The organism is Streptomyces sp. NPDC050504 (assembly GCF_044458065.1).
In the GTDB taxonomy this organism is placed as follows: Bacteria; Actinomycetota; Actinomycetes; order Streptomycetales; family Streptomycetaceae; genus Streptomyces.
This window is the reverse complement of record NZ_JBITHO010000003.1, coordinates 355,878-374,627: the sequence shown is the minus strand read 5'-3', so window position 1 is coordinate 374,627 and position 18,750 is coordinate 355,878. Positions and strand designations below refer to the sequence as shown.

17 protein-coding genes are annotated in these 18,750 nt (G+C 71.1%); 6 read left to right on the top strand and 11 right to left on the bottom strand.

What is annotated here, in order from left to right:
- Positions 1-57: 57 nt before the first annotated feature.
- Positions 58-2,073: a Stk1 family PASTA domain-containing Ser/Thr kinase gene (gene pknB / locus ACIBNE_RS12830; protein WP_399271550.1), complete on the top strand. Its 2,016-nt coding sequence runs from the start codon at positions 58-60 to the stop codon at positions 2,071-2,073.
- Between the two features lie 169 nt (positions 2,074-2,242).
- Here pknB and ACIBNE_RS12825 read toward each other — a convergent pair whose 3' ends face one another.
- The 6 genes from ACIBNE_RS12825 to ACIBNE_RS12800 form a co-directional block, all read right to left on the bottom strand.
- Positions 2,243-2,977 carry a class E sortase gene (locus ACIBNE_RS12825; protein WP_399271549.1) on the bottom strand — a complete coding sequence of 245 codons (735 nt, stop codon included), beginning with the start codon at positions 2,975-2,977 and terminating at the stop codon, positions 2,243-2,245.
- A gap of 25 nt (positions 2,978-3,002) precedes the next feature.
- Positions 3,003-4,181 (bottom strand): class E sortase, encoded by a 1,179-nt coding sequence (locus ACIBNE_RS12820; RefSeq protein WP_399271548.1) that lies wholly within the window; start codon positions 4,179-4,181, stop codon positions 3,003-3,005.
- Positions 4,178-4,816, bottom strand: a complete 639-nt coding sequence (locus tag ACIBNE_RS12815) for an aminodeoxychorismate/anthranilate synthase component II (protein WP_399271547.1) — start codon at positions 4,814-4,816, stop codon at positions 4,178-4,180. Before ACIBNE_RS12815 ends, ACIBNE_RS12820 begins: the two co-directional genes overlap by 4 nt.
- Positions 4,813-4,974 (bottom strand): hypothetical protein, encoded by a 162-nt coding sequence (locus ACIBNE_RS12810; protein ID WP_399271546.1) that lies wholly within the window; start codon positions 4,972-4,974, stop codon positions 4,813-4,815. Before ACIBNE_RS12810 ends, ACIBNE_RS12815 begins: the two co-directional genes overlap by 4 nt.
- Positions 4,975-5,054: 80 nt before the next feature.
- Positions 5,055-5,774, bottom strand: a complete 720-nt coding sequence (locus tag ACIBNE_RS12805; RefSeq protein WP_399271545.1) for a class E sortase — start codon at positions 5,772-5,774, stop codon at positions 5,055-5,057.
- A gap of 30 nt (positions 5,775-5,804) precedes the next feature.
- On the bottom strand, positions 5,805-6,572 hold the full coding sequence (locus ACIBNE_RS12800) for a DUF881 domain-containing protein (protein ID WP_399271544.1): 768 nt from the start codon (positions 6,570-6,572) through the stop codon (positions 5,805-5,807).
- A 140-nt stretch (positions 6,573-6,712) separates the two neighbouring features.
- On the opposite strand from ACIBNE_RS12800, the gene crgA reads away from it, so the two are divergent.
- Positions 6,713-6,967 (top strand): cell division protein CrgA, encoded by a 255-nt coding sequence (gene crgA / locus ACIBNE_RS12795; protein ID WP_399271543.1) that lies wholly within the window; start codon positions 6,713-6,715, stop codon positions 6,965-6,967.
- Positions 6,968-7,270: 303 nt separating this feature from the next.
- Here the strand turns inward: crgA and ACIBNE_RS12790 are convergent, their stop codons facing one another.
- The gene (locus tag ACIBNE_RS12790; protein WP_399271542.1) at positions 7,271-8,182 is read right to left on the bottom strand and encodes a rhomboid family intramembrane serine protease; all 912 of its coding nucleotides are present in this window, start codon (positions 8,180-8,182) and stop codon (positions 7,271-7,273) included.
- Between the two features lie 152 nt (positions 8,183-8,334).
- Positions 8,335-8,868, bottom strand: coding sequence for a peptidylprolyl isomerase (locus ACIBNE_RS12785; RefSeq protein WP_399271541.1), 534 nt, complete (start codon positions 8,866-8,868; stop codon positions 8,335-8,337).
- A gap of 313 nt (positions 8,869-9,181) precedes the next feature.
- Here ACIBNE_RS12785 and ACIBNE_RS12780 point away from each other — a divergent pair, with 313 nt between their 5' ends.
- Positions 9,182-9,886: a DUF5324 family protein gene (locus tag ACIBNE_RS12780; protein WP_399271540.1), complete on the top strand. Its 705-nt coding sequence runs from the start codon at positions 9,182-9,184 to the stop codon at positions 9,884-9,886.
- Between the two features lie 135 nt (positions 9,887-10,021).
- On the opposite strand, the gene ccrA is transcribed toward ACIBNE_RS12780, so the two are convergent.
- The 3 genes from ccrA to ACIBNE_RS12765 form a co-directional block, all read right to left on the bottom strand.
- On the bottom strand, positions 10,022-11,383 hold the full coding sequence (ccrA, locus tag ACIBNE_RS12775; RefSeq protein ID WP_399271665.1) for a crotonyl-CoA carboxylase/reductase: 1,362 nt from the start codon (positions 11,381-11,383) through the stop codon (positions 10,022-10,024).
- A gap of 171 nt (positions 11,384-11,554) precedes the next feature.
- On the bottom strand, positions 11,555-12,394 hold the full coding sequence (locus tag ACIBNE_RS12770) for a 4'-phosphopantetheinyl transferase (protein WP_399271539.1): 840 nt from the start codon (positions 12,392-12,394) through the stop codon (positions 11,555-11,557).
- Positions 12,391-13,245: a metallophosphoesterase family protein gene (locus ACIBNE_RS12765; protein ID WP_399271538.1), complete on the bottom strand. Its 855-nt coding sequence runs from the start codon at positions 13,243-13,245 to the stop codon at positions 12,391-12,393. Before ACIBNE_RS12765 ends, ACIBNE_RS12770 begins: the two co-directional genes overlap by 4 nt.
- Positions 13,246-13,818: 573 nt before the next feature.
- Between ACIBNE_RS12765 and ACIBNE_RS12760 the strand changes: the two genes are divergently transcribed.
- From ACIBNE_RS12760 to rfbB, 3 genes are all read left to right on the top strand, one after another.
- Entirely contained in the window at positions 13,819-16,548 is a 2,730-nt protein-coding gene (locus ACIBNE_RS12760) for a LuxR C-terminal-related transcriptional regulator (protein WP_399271537.1), read from the top strand.
- Between the two features lie 243 nt (positions 16,549-16,791).
- On the top strand, positions 16,792-17,667 hold the full coding sequence (gene rfbA, locus ACIBNE_RS12755; protein WP_399271536.1) for a glucose-1-phosphate thymidylyltransferase RfbA: 876 nt from the start codon (positions 16,792-16,794) through the stop codon (positions 17,665-17,667).
- Positions 17,668-17,672: 5 nt separating this feature from the next.
- Positions 17,673-18,653: a dTDP-glucose 4,6-dehydratase gene (rfbB, locus tag ACIBNE_RS12750; RefSeq protein WP_399271535.1), complete on the top strand. Its 981-nt coding sequence runs from the start codon at positions 17,673-17,675 to the stop codon at positions 18,651-18,653.
- Positions 18,654-18,750: the final 97 nt, after the last annotated feature.

Below are 18,750 nucleotides of genomic sequence, written 5' to 3'. Positions count from 1 at the left end.
CACCGCCGGACCACACATGAGGTGCGGTCGTGACAGACGGAGAGGGCTGGATTAGCTATGGAAGAGCCGCGTCGCCTCGGCGGCCGGTACGAGCTGGGCTCGGTGCTCGGCCGTGGTGGCATGGCCGAGGTCTACCTCGCCCACGACACCCGGCTCGGCCGCACCGTCGCCGTGAAGACGCTGCGGGCGGACCTCGCCCGTGACCCGTCCTTCCAGGCCCGGTTCCGCCGGGAGGCCCAGTCGGCCGCCTCGCTCAACCACCCCGCGATCGTCGCCGTCTACGACACCGGCGAGGACTACGTGGACGGGGTCTCGATCCCGTACATCGTCATGGAGTACGTCGACGGCTCCACCCTCAGGGAACTGCTGCACTCGGGCCGCAAGCTGCTGCCCGAGCGCACCCTGGAGATGACCGTCGGCATCCTCCAGGCGCTGGAGTACTCGCACCGCGCGGGCATCGTCCACCGCGACATCAAGCCGGCCAACGTCATGCTGACGCGCACCGGCCAGGTCAAGGTCATGGACTTCGGCATCGCGCGCGCCATGGGTGATGCGGGCATGACGATGACGCAGACCTCGGCCGTCATCGGCACCGCCCAGTACCTCTCGCCCGAGCAGGCCAAGGGCGAGCAGGTCGACGCGCGGTCCGACCTGTACTCGACGGGCTGCCTGCTCTACGAGCTGCTGACCGTCCGGCCCCCCTTCCTCGGCGACTCGCCGGTCGCCGTCGCGTACCAGCACGTACGGGAAGAGCCCCAGCCGCCGTCGAACTTCGACCCCGAGATCACGCCCGAGATGGACGCGATCGTGCTGAAGGCCCTGGTCAAGGACCCGGACTACCGCTACCAGTCGGCCGACGAGATGCGGGCCGACATCGAGGCGTGCCTGGAGGGGCAGCCGGTCGCCGCCACCGCCGCGCTCGGCGCCGTCGGCTACGGCGCCGGCGGCTACCCCGACGAGCAGCCGACCACGGCGCTGCGCCAGGCCGACCCGGCGGGCCAGACCTCGATGCTGCCGCCGGTCGGCCCGGACGACGGCGGCTACGGCTACGACGAGCGGCCCGACAGGCGCCGCCAGAAGAAGTCCAACGCCTCGACGATCCTGCTGGTCGTCGCGGGCGTGCTGGTGCTGGTCGGGGCGATCCTGATCGGCAAGGTGGTCTTCGGCGGCGGCGGTGGCCCCGACGACGGCAAGGTCAAGGCCCCGCAGCTGGTCGGCGCGTCCTTCGAGGACGCGCAGAAACGCGCCGAGATGGCCGGGGTGAAGATCCAGAAGGGCAAGACCGAGCCCTGCGAGGACCAGCCCGCGACCAAGATCTGCAGCCAGACGCCCGCCAGCGGCACCGAGATGGCCAAGGACGACACGATCACCGTCGTCGTCTCCGCCGGGGCGCCCAAGATCAAGGTTCCGGACGTCACCGAGAAGTCCGAGGACAACGCCAAGAAGCTCCTTGAGGACGAGGAGTTCAAGGTGCGGACGGAGTCCGTCGAGTCCTCCGACCAGGAGCCCGGCACCGTCGTCTCGCAGGACCCGGAGGGCGGCAGCGAGGCCGAGAAGGGCGCCACGATCACCCTCAAGATCGCCAAGAAGGGCCAGCAGAACGTCGCGGACGTCGTCGGCAAGCAGTACGACCAGGCCAAGGCGCAGCTGGAGAACGTGGGCTTCACGGTCAACCGGGTCGACGTCGATTCCGAGAAGCCCGCGGGCGAGGTCGTCCGGCAGAACCCGGGGCAGAACCAGAAGGCGGACAAGAACTCCACGGTGACCCTCGAAGTCTCCAAGGGGCCCGCGCAGCCGGAGCAGAAGGCCGTCCCCGACGTGCGGAACCAGTCCCTGAAGGACGCCAGGCGCATCCTCCAGGAGCAGGGCTTCACCAACGTGCAGGTCGCGCCCGGCATGCCGGGGGACGACGACGCCCGGGTGGTCTTCTCCAACCCGCAGGCGGGCACCCAGGCGGCCCTGGACCAGCAGATCACGCTGACCACCTTCAAGATCGGCGGGGGCGACAACGGCGGCCAGGGCGGCGACGACAGCCGCGGCCAGGACGGCGGGGGCGGCGGCTTCTTCGACTGAGGTCCGCTGAGGTCCTCTGAGTTCCTTCGAGGTCCTTCGGTCGAGGGCCGTGAAGGCCCCCTGGGGCCCCTACGGGCCCAGCGCGCACGGGAAGAGCCCCGGAGCCCCTTCACAGGGCTCCGGGGCTCTTCCCGTGCGGTTACCGGGCGGTGCGCGGGCGGTACGGCGGCTAGCCCAGCTCCACGGGCTTCGTGCGGTCCTTGTCGACCTTCTCCGTGCGCACCAGCTCGCCCCAGACGATGTAGCGGTACTTGGAGGTGTAGACGGGCGTGCACGTGGTCAGCGTGATGTAGCGGCCCGGCTTGGTCCGCCCCGACTCCTTGGGGACCGGCTGGAGGACGTCCACGTTGTACTTCGAGGTCTCGGGGAGCTTGTCGTAGACCTTGTAGACGTACCAGAAGTCCTTCGTCTCGAAGACGATCGGGTCGCCGTTCCTCAGCTTGTCGATGTTGTGGAACTTCGCGCCGTGCCCGTCGCGGTGCGCGGCCAGCGTGAAGTTGCCCTGCTTGTCCCAGGGGAGCGCGGACTTGATCGGCTCGGTGTAGTACCCGGCGATGCCGTTGTTGAGGGCCTTGCTCCCGGTGCCCTTCTTGACCAGCACCTCGCCGTTCTTCATGGCGGGCACGTGCAGGAAGCCGATGGCGTCGCCCAGTTCGAGCGCGCCGGGGCCGCTCGCCTCCCACCCCTCGCGGACCTTGTCGCCCTGCTTGTCCGCCTCGCGGTCGGCGAGGACGTTCGTCCACCACAGGGAGTACGCGACGAAGAGGCCGAGGACCACGCCCGCCGTGATCAGCAGCTCGCCGAAGACGCTGACCGCCGTCGCGAGGGGGTGCTGGCGCCGTCGGGGGGCGGGCGGCGGGGCGTCGGCCTCGCTCCGCTCGTCGTGCTCGGTCGTCGCTGCCACCGCATCGTCCCTGTCGTGATGGTGTTCAGAGGAGCGCGTCGGGCTTGCCCTTGCTCCGAGGCCGTTCCTCGACCATCTTGCCCCACACGATCATTCGATAGGTACTCGTGAATTCAGGGGTACAGGTCGTCAGGGTGATGTACCTGCCGGGCTTTTCGAACCCGGATCCGCGCGGCACCGGATCGATGACGGCGACGTTCGACGGCGACGTCTGGGGCAGGATGCTCGCCATGGCGTACGTGTAGTAGGCGTCCTGCGTCTCGACGACGATCTTGTCGCCCGGCTTGAGCCGGTTGACGTACCTGAAGGGCTCGCCGTGGGTGTTGCGGTGGCCGGCCACCGCGAAGTTGCCCTGCTTGTCGCCGGGCATCGCGGTCTTCAGCTTCCCCTGCGCGTAGTGCCCGACCATGCCCCGGTCCAGCACCTTCGTCTTGCTGATGCCCTCGGCGACCGGGACGACCACGTCGAGCTCGGGGATGTGCATGATGGCGAAGCCCTGGCCCGGTTCGAAGGTGCCGGGGGCGCGCTCGCCCTTGGACCAGCGCTGCTCGATCCGGTCCTTCTCCTTGCCCGCCATCTGACCGGCCCTGACGTTCGTCCACCAGAGCTGGTACGCGACGAAGAGCAGCATCAGGACGCCGAGCGTGATGAACACCTCGCCCAGCGCGCGGCTGGCGACGACGGCGGGGCCGTCCTTGCGGGCGCGGGCGGCGCGGCGCAGCTCGGCGCGGGTGGGGCGGCGGGGCGCGGCGCCGTCGGGGCCGCCGCCGGATCCGGGGCCGGGTCCGGGGCCGGTGTCGGGGGCGGCGCTCGCCACCGTCTCCGTTGAGGGCCCCCGCGCGGCTATTCGCCGGACGTCGGCGGTGCGCAGCCCGATGGTCGCGTCGTCGAGCACGGGCGCGGGGCCCTGCGGGGCCGCCGGGGCCATCGGGGGCGCGGGGGCCGACTGGGGCGCCGGGGCCTGCCGGGGCGCGGGGGCCTGCTCCTGGCGCTCCCCGTACCAGTCGCGCCGGTAGCCCTCGGGGTCGTACCACTCGTCCTCTTCCGGCGCTGGCTCCTGCCGCACCGGTCCCGCCCTGAACCACGGCGACGGGTGCTGCCCAGGCAGCGGGTCGCCGAGCGGGTCCGCGGGCCGCCCCGCCTCCGCCCCCGCCTCGAACGAGGGGCCCTGGGGCCCCTCGGGCTCGGGGCGGGGTGCGGTCACGCGGTCGCCTTGCCCACCACGGGCGCGAGCCCGGCCGACCGGGCGACGGCTCCGTGGTCCCCGCACTGCTCCAGCCAGTTGGCGAGCATCCGGTGGCCGTGCTCGGTGAGCACCGACTCCGGGTGGAACTGCACGCCCTCGACCGGCAGGTCGCGGTGGCGCAGGCCCATCACGATGCCGTCCTCGGTGCGCGCCGTGACCTCCAGCTCGTCCGGGATCGTGTCGGGCTCGGCGGCCAGCGAGTGGTAGCGCGTGGCCGTGAACGGCGAGGGCAGGCCCGCGAAGACCCCGACGCCCTCGTGGGTCACGGGCGAGGTCTTGCCGTGCAGCAGCTCGGGGGCGCGGCCGACCACACCGCCGTACGCCACCTGCATCGACTGCATGCCCAGGCAGACGCCGAAGACGGGCACGCCGGTCTTCGCGCAGTGCCGCACCATGTCGACGCAGACGCCGGCCTGCTCGGGCGTCCCGGGTCCGGGCGACAGCAGCACCCCGTCGAAGCCGTCCTGCGCGTGCGCGAGCTCGACCTCGTCGTTGCGCAGGACCTCGCACTCGGCACCGAGCTGGTAGAGGTACTGGACGAGGTTGAAGACGAAGCTGTCGTAGTTGTCGACGACGAGAATCCGAGCGCTCATTGACCGTCCACCGTCACATCGTTGAACGGAAGCAGCGGCTCCGCCCAGGGGAAGACATACTGAAACAGCACATAGACGACGGCGAGGAACAGCACGAGCGAGATCAACGCCCGCACCAGCGCGTTCCCCGGCAGATGCCGCCAGATCCAGCCGTACATGCTGTCCCTTTCCGTTCGGTACGCACCCAGGGTAAGGGGCGGGTGCGCAAGCGTGGGGCGGCTGTGGAAAACCGTCTCGGTCAGCGGCGCAACCCGGTCGGCTCCCCCTCGGCCACCGGCTTCTCCCCGTCCAGGTGCGCCCAGGCGATCAGCCGGTGGCTGCTGCCCCACTCCGGGTCGCAGGTGGTCAGCGTCAGATAGCGGCCCGGCCCGTCGAAGCCCGACCCGCGCGGCACGGGGTCGACGACCCCGATGTCGCTCGGCACCGTCCGGTGGGGCCGGTTGACGATGCGGTAGGTGAACCAGGTCGTCCCGTCCCGCACGTACACCGGGTCGCCGGGGCGCAGCTTCGGGAAGTCCTTGAACGGGTCGCCGTAGGTGCGCCGGTGCCCGGCCACCGAGAAGTTGCCGTGCTCGCCGAGCCGGGCGGTCGCCCGGTAGTGGCCGAGCCCCTTCTTGAGCGTCCCGGTCGCGGTGCCCTCCAGGACGGGCCAGTCCCAGTCCTCGCCGAAGCGCGGGACGTACATGACGGCGAAGGGCTCGCCCTCGCGGTAGGCGGGCGCCGGTTCTTCCGGCGCGGGGGTCGCGGGGGTCTTCGAATCAGGGGCCTTCGGATCGGGGGCCTTCGACGCGGGCGCGCTCTTCGCCCACTGCTCCCTGAGCCGGTCGAGCTGCCCGGCCGTCGCGCTGTCGGCCCGTACGCCCGTCCAGAACAGCACGTACACCACGAACAGCACGATCACGGTGCCGACGGTGAGGCACAGCTCGCTGAAGACCCTGACGACCGTACGGACCGACATGCCGCCCCCCGCCCTGCCGAGCCGCTCCGCCTACTCCACGGGCTTCGCGTAGTGGAGATCCACTGTGCCCGAGTAGCCCGGCAGAGTCACCGCTTCGTCCTCGTCGACTTTCCAGCCGAGTCCGTACGCCTTCACGTACAGCTGGTAGTTCTTGATCGCGGGCGAGTCGCCGAGGGCCTTCTTGAGGTCCCCCGGATCGCCGACGGCGGTCACCTTGTACGGCGGGGAGTAGACGCGGCCCTGGAGGATCAGCGTGTTGCCCACGCAGCGGACCGCGCTGGTGGAGATCAGCCGCTGGTCCATGACGCGGATGCCCTTGGCGCCGCCCTGCCAGAGCGCGTTCACCACGGCCTGGAGGTCCTGCTGGTGGATGACCAGGTCGTTGGCCTGCGGATCCGGGTAGCCGGGCGCGGCCCGCGCGTCGGGCGGGGCGTCGTTGAGGGTGACGGAGACGGCCGCGCCGCTGACCTTCTGGGTGCCCGCCGCGCGTTCGAGCCCGGCGAGCCGCTCGTCCTCGGCCTTGGTGGAGCCGTCGTCGCGGCGGGCGAGGGCGTCGACCTCGCGGCGCACGGCCGACGTGGACTTGTCGAGGGCCTTGTTGCTCTCGCTGCGCTCCGCGATGAGGTCGGAGAGCTTGAGCAGCGAGGCGTCCGTGCGGATGTTGGTGCCCTTGGCCGTGTTGAAACTGGTGACGAAGATGAGCCCGGCGAGCGCGAAGACGCCGGCCGTGAGGAGCCGGACGGGCCGCCAGTCGGGTCGGCGCGTCCGCCCTGCGGGGGAGTCGGCAGAATTGCTCAACGTACCCTTATCTCCTTAGGCGCCGCGGAAGCACTACGCTAACGGACGCCTGGGGGAGGCAACATTCCCCCACCTCACCGCCACGGCGCACGCCACAGTTCCCTGCGCGGTCACGCAGCGCATCGACAGGAGAGTCCCTCGTGCCGAAGTCACGGATCCGCAAGAAGGCCGATTTCACGGCGCCCGCAACGAAGCAGGCGACCACGATCAAGCTGACCAATCGCAGCTGGGTGGCACCCGTGATGCTCGCCCTGTTCCTGATCGGTCTCGCCTGGATCGTCGTGTTCTACGTGACCGAGGGCGATCTGCCCGTGGACAGCATCGGCAACTGGAACATCGTGGTCGGCTTCGGCTTCATCGCCGCCGGCTTCGGCGTCTCCACGCAGTGGAAGTAGCGCCGGAGCAGCAAGCTCTACCCTGAGTTATCCACAGCGTTGTCCACACTGGGGAAAAGGTCAGAAGATCTGTGGATAACCTCCCGGATGTTGACGCCGGTGTGACGTCTTGATACCCCGCAAAGCATACGACAGCGCCCCCCGCCTGACCGGAAAACCCCAGGTCAGAGGCGGGGGGCACTGTTGTTCCCCACAGGGTGCACAAGATCCGGCACACGCTGTGGACAACTCTGGGCAAGATCTCCCACAGAGCGGTCACACCCGGTCATCCGGGCTGTGGGGATCCACTGTCCTCAGGTGTCCTCAGGTGAGCGCGGCGGTCCTCAACAGGACGAGCACGACGCCCACGACGACGACCAGCGCCCCCGTCCCGTACTGCACCAGCGCACGGTGCTCGCGCGGCGCGTACACCATGCCCGCGCCGACCACGACGCCCGCGACCAGGCCGCCGATGTGCGCCTGCCAGGAGATGCCGCTCGCGCCGAAGGTGAAGATCAGGTTGATCACCAGCAGCGCGATGACGGGCCGCATGTCGTAGTTCATGCGCCGCATCAGCACGGCCGTGGCGCCGAACAGTCCGAAGATCGCCCCGGACGCGCCCAGCGTGAACCCGCTGGGGTTCGCGAGGAGGTAGGCCAGCGCACTGCCCGCGAACCCGGAGACCAGGTAGAGCACCAGGTAGCGGGCACGGCCCAGGGCCGCCTCCAGCGGTCCGCCCAGCCACCACAGGCCGAGCATGTTGAAGGCGATGTGCCAGATCTCCTCGTGCAGGAAGACCGAGGTCATCAGCCGGTACCAGTCGCCCGCCGCGACGCCCTCGACGGGCTGGAACGGCTCCGGGGGCCAGGCCCCGAGCAGCGCCAGGTCGGTGAGCAGCTGCGAGCTGTCCTGCCTGGACTGCACGAAGACCGCCAGGAAGACGGCGACGTTGATGCCCAGCAGGATCTTGGTGATCAGCCGCTGGTCGGCCGCGACGGTGCCGCCCGCGACCGTACGGGGCCGGTTGGCGCCCGGCGCGTGGCCGGTGCCCGAGCCCTCGCGCACGCAGTCCGGGCACTGGAAGCCGACGGAGGCGTTCACCATGCACTCGGGGCAGATGGGCCGCTCGCAGCGGGTGCAGCTGATGTGCGTCTCGCGGTCCGGGTGGCGGTAGCAGGCCGGTGTCCGGTTCGCCGGTACGGCCTGGTGGTCCGGGTTGCCTGGCGGCTGCTCCATCGGTACTCGGTCCCCTCGGTCCTTCTCGTCCGCTGATCCTGTGGCCCTGACCACTGCTGGTCCTGTGGCCCTATCCACTACGGACGGGCAGGGCGTTTCGTTCCCCGCGCCGGTCCCCCGGGACCCGGGCGCCCTTCCGGGGCACCGGGCGGTCAGACCTCGCGGTTCTCGATCACGACCGATTCCAGCACGACGTCCCTGACCGGGCGCTTGGTGCGCGGGTTGGTCTCGCTGGCCGCGATGGCGTCCACGACCTTCCTGCTGGCCCCGTCCGCGACCTCGCCGAAGATCGTGTGCTTGCCGTTGAGCCAGGTGGTGGGGGAGACGGTGACGAAGAACTGCGAGCCGTTGGTGCCGGGGCCCGCGTTGGCCATGGCCATCAGGTACGGGCGGGTGAAGGCCAGCTCGGGGTGGACCTCGTCGCCGAACTCGTACCCGGGGTCGCCCGTGCCGTTCCCCAGGGGATCGCCGCCCTGGATCATGAAGTCGCCGATCACGCGGTGGAAGACCGTGCCGTCGTACAGCGGGTCGGTGGACTTCCTGCCGGTCGCCGGGTGGGTCCACTCCCGCTCCCCGCGGGCGAGCTCGACGAAGTTCCTGACCGTCTGCGGAGCGTGGTCCGGCAGCAACCGCACCGCGATGTCGCCGCTGCTGGTCTTCAGGATGGCGTAAAGCTCCTCGGCCACGTTCTGCCTTCCGTATGCCTGGACTTGCTCTGCCGATCCTCGCACGCGCCCGGCCCACGGGGAGAAAAGCGGCCGATTCCCCGCCGAACCGGCGCGCTCCGTCCGGAACCGTGGCAGTGTCGTCCACCTGACCCCCGTACGGGTGCCCGGATCCCGCACCGCCGTCGGGCCGCCGCACCGCACGCGCCCTCATGACCCGGATGCCCGCACCGCATGCCGCCGAAGCCACTGCCAGGCATGATTTCCCAATGGGTGGATAGGCGACATCAAGACCCCGCCGCATCAAGACCCCGCCACCAAGGAGGAGGATCCTGTGACCCGCATCGACAGCGTGCGCGCCGCCACCGACTCGGCGAAGGAGAGCGTGCTGCACGCCGCGGAAGTGGTGGCTCCCTACGCAGGCACCGCCAAGGACCAGGCGGCGCACTACGCGCACGAGGCCCGCGTACGGCTCGCCCCCAAGGTCTCCGGCGCCGCCCACCAGGCCCGCGTCCACTACGACGCCCGCCTCGCCCCCCACGTCGACCGGGCGCGCGGCCACGTCCCGCCGAAGGTCGACGCGGCCGCGCACCTCGCGGCGCACCGCACGAGGGCCGCGGCGCAGCGCGCGGCCCAGTACGCGGCGCCGCGCGTGGAGAACGCGGTCGCGGCCGCCCAGCCGGTGGCCGAGGAGGCCGCGGCCCGCTCCACCGCCGCCCTCGCCGCACTGCGCGGCCAGGTCACGGCCAAGGAGGTGAGCAGGCTCGTGCGCAGGCACGAGCGGCGCGCCAGGAGGGGCCGGGTCGTCAAGGGCCTCGCGTTCGCCGGACTCCTGGCGGGCGGCGCCTTCGCGGCGTGGAAGTGGTGGGACAGGCAGGCCAACCCGGACTGGCTGGTGGAGCCCCCGGCCGCCACCGAGGTCGCCGACCGCGCCCCGCTCACCTCGGTGGACGGCACCGGCCGTGCGGTCCTGGACCCCGAGGTCCAGGCGAAGCAGGCGCAGGCCGAGTCGGAGGCCGGAGACGAGAACCGGCGCTGACCTGCGTCGGCCTGCCCTGACCTGCGCTGACCTGCGTCGGCCTGCCCGGTACCGACCGGCCCGGTACTGACCGGCCCGGCATCGTGCGCCCCGTCCGCGCCGTCCCCGTGACGGCGCGGGCGGGGCGCCGTCGCGTCAGGCGGTGGGCTCCGGGGCCTGGGCCGGTGCCGGTGCCGGGCGGAAGCGGTTGATCGCGTCGACGTGCCGGGCGCGCATCTCCTCGTCGCGCACGCCCAGGCCCTCCTCCGGGGCCAGGCAGAGCACGCCGACCTTGCCCTGGTGCAGGTTGCGGTGGACGTCGTACGCCGCCTGTCCGGTCTCGTCCAGCGCGTACACCTTGGAGAGCGTCGGGTGGATCCTGCCCTTGGCCACGAGCCGGTTGGCCTCCCAGGACTCGCGGTAGTTGGCGAAGTGGGAGCCGATGATCCGCTTCAGGGACATCCACAGGTAGCGGTTGTCGTACTCGTGCCGGAAGCCCGACGTGGAGGCGCAGGTGACGATCGTGCCGCCCTTGCGCGTGACGTAGACGCTCGCGCCGAAGGTCTCGCGGCCCGGGTGCTCGAAGACGATGTCGACGTCCTCGCCGCCGGTGAGTTCGCGGATGCGCGTGCCGAAGCGCTTCCACTCCTTCGGGTCCTGGGTCCGCTCGTCCTTCCAGAACCGGTAGCCCTCGGCGCTGCGGTCGATGACCGCCTCCGCGCCCATCGCACGGCAGACGTCCGCCTTCTGCCCGCTGGAGACGACGCAGATGGGGGTGGCGCCGCCGGCGAGCGCGAGCTGGGTCGCGTACGAGCCGAGTCCGCCGCTCGCGCCCCAGATCAGCACGTTGTCGCCCTGCTTCAGGCCCGCGCCGTTGCGCGAGACCAGCTGGCGGTACGCGGTGGAGTTCACCAGGCCGGGGGCCGCGGCCTCCTCCCAGCTCAGGTGCCGCGGCTTGGGCATCAGCTGGTTGGACTTGACCAGGGCGATCTCGGCGAGGCCGCCGAAGTTGGTCTCGAAGCCCCAGATGCGCTGCTCGGGATCGAGCATCGTGTCGTTGTGGCCCTCGGACGACTCCAGTTCGACGCTCAGGCAGTGCGCGACGACCTCGTCGCCCGGCTGCCAGGCGTTGACGCCTGGGCCGGTGCGCAGGACGACGCCCGCCAGGTCGGAGCCGATGACGTGGTACGGCAGGTCGTGGCGGCGGGCCAGCTCGTCGCGCCTGCCGTACCGCTCCAGGAAGCCGAAGGTCGGCAGCGGTTCGAAGATCGAGCTCCACACCGTGTTGTAGTTCACCGAGCTGGCCATGACGGCCACCAGCGCCTCGCCCGGCCCGAGTTCGGGCACGGGCACCTGTCTGACGTGCAGGGACTTGCGCGGGTCCTTGTCCCGGCCCGCCATGCCGTCGAACATGTTCACGTCCTGCTTGTGGACCGTGACGGCCCGGTAGGACTCGGGGATGGGCAGGGCGGCGAAGTCCTCCCTGGTGGCTTCGCCTGACACAACGGCGCTCACGATGGATTCCACGTCAAATCACCTCGAAGTCGGGTGCGTGCTGCGGCAGATCGCCGAACAGTTGGGGCGGCCGAGCCTCCGCCGGGCGGTGGCCTGTCGGGCGGGGCTCGTCGGCGGCCACCGTAGGGGGCGGCGGGAGGGGTGAAGAACCCCTACTCCGCCGCCGCGCTTCCCCTAACTAACGGGAGCCGTTCGGGACCAACGGGAGTCGTTCGGGACGGCGATGGCGGACAGCACCAGGGCTTCGGTCGCCGTCCACCGCCCCGAGAAGCCGGTGACCGGGCGGCCAGAGACCTCCGGGCCAGGACGCAACAGCCGGGCGGTGAAGGTGTGTTGGTCCGGGTCGACGGCGAGGTGGGCCTCGTCGAAGTCGAGCATGCACCGGGCGAGCGGGTACCACGCCTTGTACACGGTCTCCTTCATGCTGAACAGCAGCCGGTCCCAGTGGACTTCGGGCCTGGCGCGCAGCAGCGCGCGCACCCACTCCCGCTCCGCGGGGAGGGCGACGGCTTCGAGGATCCCTTCGGGCAGCGGCTGGTTGGCCTCCGCGTCGATGCCCAGGGTCACGACGTCGGCGGTGCGGGCGGCCACGGCGGCGCGGTAGCCGTCGCAGTGCGTGATGCTGCCGATCGTGCCGTTCGGCCACTGGGGGGCGCCGCGCGCGTCGGACAGGATCGGCCCCGCCGTCACGCCGAGGTCGGCCAGTGCCCTGCGGGCGCACGTGCGCCCGGTGGTGAACTCCGCGCGGCGGCTGTCGACCGAGCGGGCGACCAGGGCCTGTTCCTCGGCGGGCAGCACGACGTCCACGACGTCCGCGGTGGCCTCGGCGCAGGTCACGGAGGGCGGCAGGATCGCCCGGATCAGCGGGGAAGCGGCGGCCTGCGGGCCCTCGCCGCCCGTACGGCCGCGGGCCGCGCCCCCGTCGACCGTACCGCCACCGGTCAGGCCGTCGCCCGTCATGTCGCCCGTCAGGCCGTCGCCCGTCATGTCGCCCGTCATGCCGCCACCCGTCATGTCGCCACCCCCGCCGTCACCGGCGCCGGAAGGATACGGCGGGGGACCGTGCGCGGGTGCCCCGGGCGCTTCCACTCGCGCGGGTAGCCCACCGAGACCTCCTCGAACCGCACGCCGTCGTACCAGGTCGTACGGGGGATGTGGAGGTGCCCGTACACCACGGCTGCGGCCCGGTGGCGCAGGTGCCAGTCCGCCGTCCGCTCGGTGCCGCACCACTGGGCGAACTCCTGGTGCGTCAGGACCTCGGTGGGCTTGCGGACCAGCGGGTAGTGGTTCACCAGCACCGTGGGGAGGTCGGGGTCGCGGGCCGCGAGGAGGCGCTCGGACTCCTCGATCCTGGCCCGGCACCACGCCTCCCTGCTCGGGTACGGGTCCGGGTGCAGGAAGAACTCGTCGGTGCAGACGATCCCGGCCTCCTCCGCCTGGGCCAGGGACTGCTCCTTGGTCGCCGCGGTGGGCGTGCGGAAGGAGTAGTCGTACAGCACGAACAGCGGGGCGACCGTGACCGGGCCCTCCGGTCCCTCCCAGACCGCGTAGGGGTCCTCGGGCGTGAGGACGTCCAGGCCGCGGCACAGGTCGACGAGCTTCCGGTAGCGCTGCTCGCCGCGCTCCTGGACCGGGTCCTCCCGTACGGTCCACAGCTCGTGGTTGCCCGGCGCCCAGATCACCTTGGCGAACCGCGACCGCAGGACGCCCAGGGCCCATTCGACGTCGGCGAAGAGCTCGCCCACGTCACCGGCCACCAGCAGCCAGTCCCGATCGGATTCCGGACGCAGCTCTTCGACAATCGCCCGATTTTCGGGATAAGCGATGTGCAGGTCGCTTATCCCCAGGAGTTGACCATGGTTCATCGGACGGCACACCGTACGGTGCGGGCCCGGCGGTACTCCTGCGCAAGTGGCTGAAAAAGGGTCACATCAGTGGATTACCTTGGGGGCGGCGGCCGCGCATACCCCTATTTCCCGCGCTGACACCCCTATCTTGCTCGTTGGCCGGATACCGACCAGGGTCGTCCATGCACACCGTTCGTATACGGGAAGAAAATTCGGACGCCATCCCGTTACCTGATGCTTTCACGAGCGCCATCTCGCCACCCCATGCTTTAGCGCGGCGGCCGCCCCCGCTCCCGCCGCCGACCAGCCCGTCGATCACCAGCCGTCCCCACGCCCCCGACCCCGTCGGCCCCGGCCCCCGCGCGCCGGAGCCCCGTCCGCCGACCGGCCGGCACCCCCGGCCCGCCTTGGCCGACTAGCAGCGTTCCCCGCCCCGATCAAGGGGGAAAGCACCGCAGAAAACTGACAAACAATCGCACTGGATTGAGGTTGATCGCCCGACGCACCACTCGGGTACCATCCCCCCCAACTGCCGTCAGCCCCGGGGAATCGGCCGTCGGCAACCTGACTAAGGATGCGGAGCGTTTCAGCATGCTGACCGGCAGAGGTGAACAACTCACCAAGCTTGCGGATGAATTCTCGCGCTGCCTTTCGCGCAATGCGGGCGTCGTACTCATCCAAGGGCTCGCCGGATTAGGCAAAACCACAATTCTCAATGAATTCTCGCAGCATCTGGAAAAACGCGGGGCCACGGTTCTCCGCGGCTCCGGAAGGCCCGGGGACCACGAGGCTCCCGCGGCCCCGCACAAGCTGCTCGACCAGGCACTTCACGGCGTCGCGGCACACGTGCCCGTGGTGGTCCTGGTCGACGACGTCCAGCACGTTCCCGCGCCCGAGCTGCGCCGTCTGCTGACCGCCGTACGGTCGGCGCACGCCCGTCCGCTGCTGCTCGTCCTGACCGAGGCCGTCCAGGAATGGCACGGTGACCCGGCACTGCGCACCCTCGTACTCCAGCACCCGAACCTGCTGCGGATCTTCCTGCCGCCGCTGCGCCCGCACGACGTCGCCGACGTGCTCGGCGAGGCGTTCGGGGAATCCGGGGAGGAGTCGGCTTGCCACCGCGCGATGGCCTGGCACGCCGTCAGCGGCGGCAACCCGCTGCTCCTCGCCGCGCTGCTGGAGGACCACCACACCGCCACCGCCCAGCAGCGCTCCCCCTCACCGGCCGAGCCCCAGACCGGCGCGGCCTTCAGCGCGGCGGTGCGCGGCATCCTGAAGCGCTCGGACCGGATCGCCGAAGACCTGGTGAGGGCGCTCGCGGTGCTCGGCCGCGCGGCCTCGCCCGAACTGCTGAGCCTGATGCTGGACGTCAGCCGCGGCACGGTGACCCGGGGCATCCAGACGCTGACCGCGACCGGGCTGCTCGACGGCTGCGCGCTGCGCCACCCGCTGGTGCGCACGGCGCTGCTCGACGAGATGGCTCCGCAGGCCCGCGCCGCCCTGCACCTGTGCGCGGCCGAACATCTGCACCGGACCGGCGGCAGGCCCCTGGACGTCGCCGAACACCTGCTGGCCGCGGGCCCTTCGGCCGCGTCCGACCCGTGGGTCGTCGACGTCCTGCGCGGCGCGGCCGAGCACGTGCTCGCGAGCGACGTGCCGTTGGCGGTGAAGTACCTGGAACTGGCCTGCGTCCTGTGCGCCGCACCGGCGCAGCGCGCCGAGCTCAGGCTCAGGCTCGCGGCCGTCGTGCTGCGCCTGGACCCCTCGGCCGTCGAGGCCCATCTCGTGGAGCCGCTCGTCCTGTTGGACGACGGGCGGCTTCCCGAGTGCTGCTCGGGACCGCTGGCCCGGCTGCTGTTCGCACTGGGCCGGGTGGAGGAGGCACGACGTACGCTGAATCGTTTCAGCGCCGCGGGGGGCAGCACCGGAGGCAGTGCGGGAGACAGCACCGGAGGCGACGCGGGGGGCAGCACGGCGGGGGGCGGCCCGGAGGGCGTCCCCGGCGCGGCGGCCCCGGCCGCGAAGGCCCCGGCGGAGGCGGCGGCGCTCCACCCCGCCACCGCACAGGTCCACCCGCTCTTCGGCACCGCGCCCGCCGCCAGCCCCGCCGCGCCCGTCGTGGCGCTGCCGGGCCTCGCGCCCGTGCGCCCGGTCCGGGGCGAACCGGCCGCTCTCGTCGCCGAGGGTTCCCTACCGCTCCTGGCCCTCACCGAAGCCACGTTCGAGCCCGCTGTGACCGCCCTGTTCTCGCTGGCCAGGGGCAACCGCAGGCCTGCCGAGATCGAGGCGTGGTGGCAGCTGCTGACCGGCGAGGCGCAAGGCTGGCAGACACCGGGCTGGCAGACCATCCTCACCATGATCCGGGGCGAGATCGCCCTGTGGCAGGGCGACCTGCCCAAGGCGGTGGAGTACGCGGGCGCCTCCCTGGAGGGCGCCGCCGAGGAGATCGGCAGCGTCTTCGCCGCGGGGGCGATCGCCACCCAGGTCCTCGCCTACACGGCCATGGGGCGCCTCGGCGCGGCGGCCAGGCAGCTCAGCCGCCCGGTCCGCGACAGCGTGTTCCGCAGCGTCTACGGGCTGAAGTACCTGCGGGCGCGCGGCCATTACTACCTGGCGACGGGCCGGGCGCACGCTGCGCTCGGCGAGTTCCTGACGGCGGGGCGGCTCGCCAAGCAGTGGAGCGTCGACCAGCCCGTGCTGCTGCCCTGGAACACGGACGCGGCGGAGGCGTGGCTGCGCATCGGCGAGCGGGAGCCCGCCGAGCGGCTGCTGCGGGGCCAGTTGGGCGAGATCGGCAGCTCCCGCGTGCGGGGCGCCGCGCTGCGGCTGCACGCGGGGCTCGGCGAGCCGGGCCGCAGGACCCGGACCCTGGCCCTGGCGGTGGCGGAGCTGGAGAAGTCCGGCGACCGGCTGGAGCTGGCCCGCGCGCTGGCCGACCTCGGCCGGGCGCACTGGGCCCTCGGCGAGTTCAGCAGGGCGGGCGCGATCACCGACCGGGCGTGGCAACTGGCCAAGGAGTGCGGGGCGGACGCCCTGTGCGAGGCGATCAGGCCGGGCAGGCTGAAGGCGCACGAGCAGTCCAGGGCGGACGACGACGCGTCGAGCCCCCTGTCCAAACTCAGCGACTCGGAGGTACGGGTGGCCGCCCTCGCCGCGCAGGGTTCCACGAACCGCGAGATCGCGGCCGAGCTGTACATCACCGTGAGCACCGTCGAGCAGCACCTCACCCGGGTGTACCGGAAGCTGAACATCCGCGGGCGGCGCCAGCTCACGATGGACTTCGGCCTGAACCACCTCCCCCTGGCCTCCGAAATCGCCTGACGGCGGCCGGACGGCACGCCCGTACCCTCCGTACGCGCCGCCGTCCGGCCCCCACCCCTGTTCGTGCCCCGGGAAACCCCTACAAGTTCTTCCCCGGCCCTTCCGGGGCGCCCGCGTTGATAGCTTCGGCGCGACGACGCAGGCCGCTTCCGGCCCGGGTCCGGACACAGGATTCCGACGTCGGCCGTCCCTACCGCTCCACCGGAGGAGCAGAATGCAGGCATTCGATCGCCGGGAGTCCCGTTGAAAGGGATCGTGCTCGCCGGCGGCAGCGGCACCCGGCTCCATCCACTGACCCGCGCGGTTTCCAAGCAACTCCTGCCGGTCTACGACAAGCCGATGATCTACTATCCGCTCTCCGTCCTCATGCTCGGCGGAATACGCGACGTGCTCATCGTTTCGACCCCGGAACATCTTCCGCTGTTCCGCGCCCTGTTGGGCGACGGTTCGAAACTGGGAATATCCATCGACTACGCCGAGCAGCGCCGGGCCAACGGTATCGCCGAGGCGCTGGTCATAGGCGCCGAACACATCGGCGGCGATTCGGTCGCGCTGGTCCTCGGCGACAACATCTTCCACGGACCCGGCTTCTCCAAGATGCTGCACCACCACACCCAGAGCGTCGACGGCTGCGTGCTGTTCGGCTACGCGGTGCGCGACCCCGAGCGCTACGGCGTGGGGGAGGTGGACGCGGAGGGCAGGCTGCTGTCCATCGAGGAGAAGCCCGCGAGCCCCCGCTCCAACCTGGCCGTCACCGGCCTGTACCTCTACGACGGCGACGCGGTGGACATCGCGAAGAACCTGACCCCCTCGGCCCGCGGCGAGCTGGAGATCACCGACGTCAACCGGGTGTACCTGGAGCGCGGCAAGGCCCGCATGGTCAACCTGGGCCGCGGGTTCGCCTGGCTGGACACCGGCACCCACGACTCGCTCCTCCAGGCGGGCCAGTACGTACAGGTCCTGGAGCAGCGCCAGGGGGTGCGGATCGCCTGCCTGGAGGAGGTCGCGTTCCGCATGGGGTTCATCGACGCGGACGCCTGCCACGCCCTGGGGGCGCAGCTCAGCAAGTCCGGCTACGGCCAGTACCTGATGGACATCGCGGCGAAAGGCACGAGGTAGGTCCGGTGCGCATACTGGTGACCGGAGGGGCGGGCTTCATCGGCTCGCACTTCGTACGGGAGACGCTCGGCGGCCGCTACCCGGCGTACGCGCGGGCCGAGGTGGTGGTGCTGGACAAGCTCACCTACGCGGGCAGCGAGACGAACCTGGCCGCCGTCGCCGACGACCCCAGGATGCGCTTCGTGCGCGGCGACATCCGCGACGGGCCGCTGGTCGCGGAGCTGATGCGGGGCACCGACCTCGTCGTCCACTTCGCCGCCGAGTCCCACGTGGACCGCTCGATCGCGGGCTCGGCCGAGTTCGTGCTCACCAACGTGGTGGGGACGCACACGCTGTTGCAGGCCGCGACCGACGCGTCGGTGCCGAAGTTCGTCCACGTCTCCACCGACGAGGTGTACGGCTCCATCGACAGCGGCTCCTGGACCGAGGAGGAGCCGCTGCGGCCCAACTCCCCGTACTCGGCGTCCAAGGCCTCCTCCGACCTGCTGGCGCGCTCCTACCACCGCACCCACGGGCTGCCGGTCTGCGTCACCCGGTGCTCGAACAACTACGGTCCCCACCAGTTCCCGGAGAAGTTCGTCCCGCTGTTCGTCACCAACCTCATGGACGGCCTCAGCGTGCCGCTGTACGGGGACGGCGGGAACGTCCGGGACTGGCTGCACGTCGACGACCACTGCCGGGGCATCGCCCTGGTCGCCGAGGGCGGCGAGCCGGGCGAGGTCTACAACATCGGCGGCGGCACCGAGCTGACCAACCGCGCCTTCGTGACCCGGCTGCTCGACGCCTTCGGCCTCGACGAGTCGATGGTGGACCGGGTCCCCGACCGCAAGGGCCACGACCGCCGCTATTCGGTGAACATCGAAAAAATAGCCGGACAACTGGGATACGCCCCCCTGGTCCCGTTCGACGAAGGACTGGAATCGACCATCCAGTGGTACGCGGACAACCGCGGCTGGTGGGAACCGCTGAAGAAGTCCCTGAAATAGAGGAATGCGCTAGGGGGGCGCAGGCAAAATGTTAGGGGTTGGCTGCCCCCATGCCCCGCGATAACCTCCCAGCAGCTCCAGCCCGGCCCATTTTGTG

What these genes read in the sequence shown, in the direction of transcription:
- pknB (WP_399271550.1), top strand. Translation starts at nt 58, where the DNA reads ATGGAAGAGCCGCGTCGCCTCGGCGGCCGGTACGAGCTGGGCTCGGTG.
- ACIBNE_RS12815 (WP_399271547.1), bottom strand. Translation starts at nt 4,816, where the DNA reads ATGAGCGCTCGGATTCTCGTCGTCGACAACTACGACAGCTTCGTCTTC.
- ACIBNE_RS12810 (WP_399271546.1), bottom strand. Translation starts at nt 4,974, where the DNA reads ATGTACGGCTGGATCTGGCGGCATCTGCCGGGGAACGCGCTGGTGCGG.
- ACIBNE_RS12805 (WP_399271545.1), bottom strand. Translation starts at nt 5,774, where the DNA reads ATGTCGGTCCGTACGGTCGTCAGGGTCTTCAGCGAGCTGTGCCTCACC.
- ACIBNE_RS12790 (WP_399271542.1), bottom strand. Translation starts at nt 8,182, where the DNA reads ATGGAGCAGCCGCCAGGCAACCCGGACCACCAGGCCGTACCGGCGAAC.
- ACIBNE_RS12770 (WP_399271539.1), bottom strand. Translation starts at nt 12,394, where the DNA reads ATGACGGGTGGCGGCATGACGGGCGACATGACGGGCGACGGCCTGACG.
- ACIBNE_RS12765 (WP_399271538.1), bottom strand. Translation starts at nt 13,245, where the DNA reads ATGAACCATGGTCAACTCCTGGGGATAAGCGACCTGCACATCGCTTAT.
- ACIBNE_RS12760 (WP_399271537.1), top strand. Translation starts at nt 13,819, where the DNA reads ATGCTGACCGGCAGAGGTGAACAACTCACCAAGCTTGCGGATGAATTC.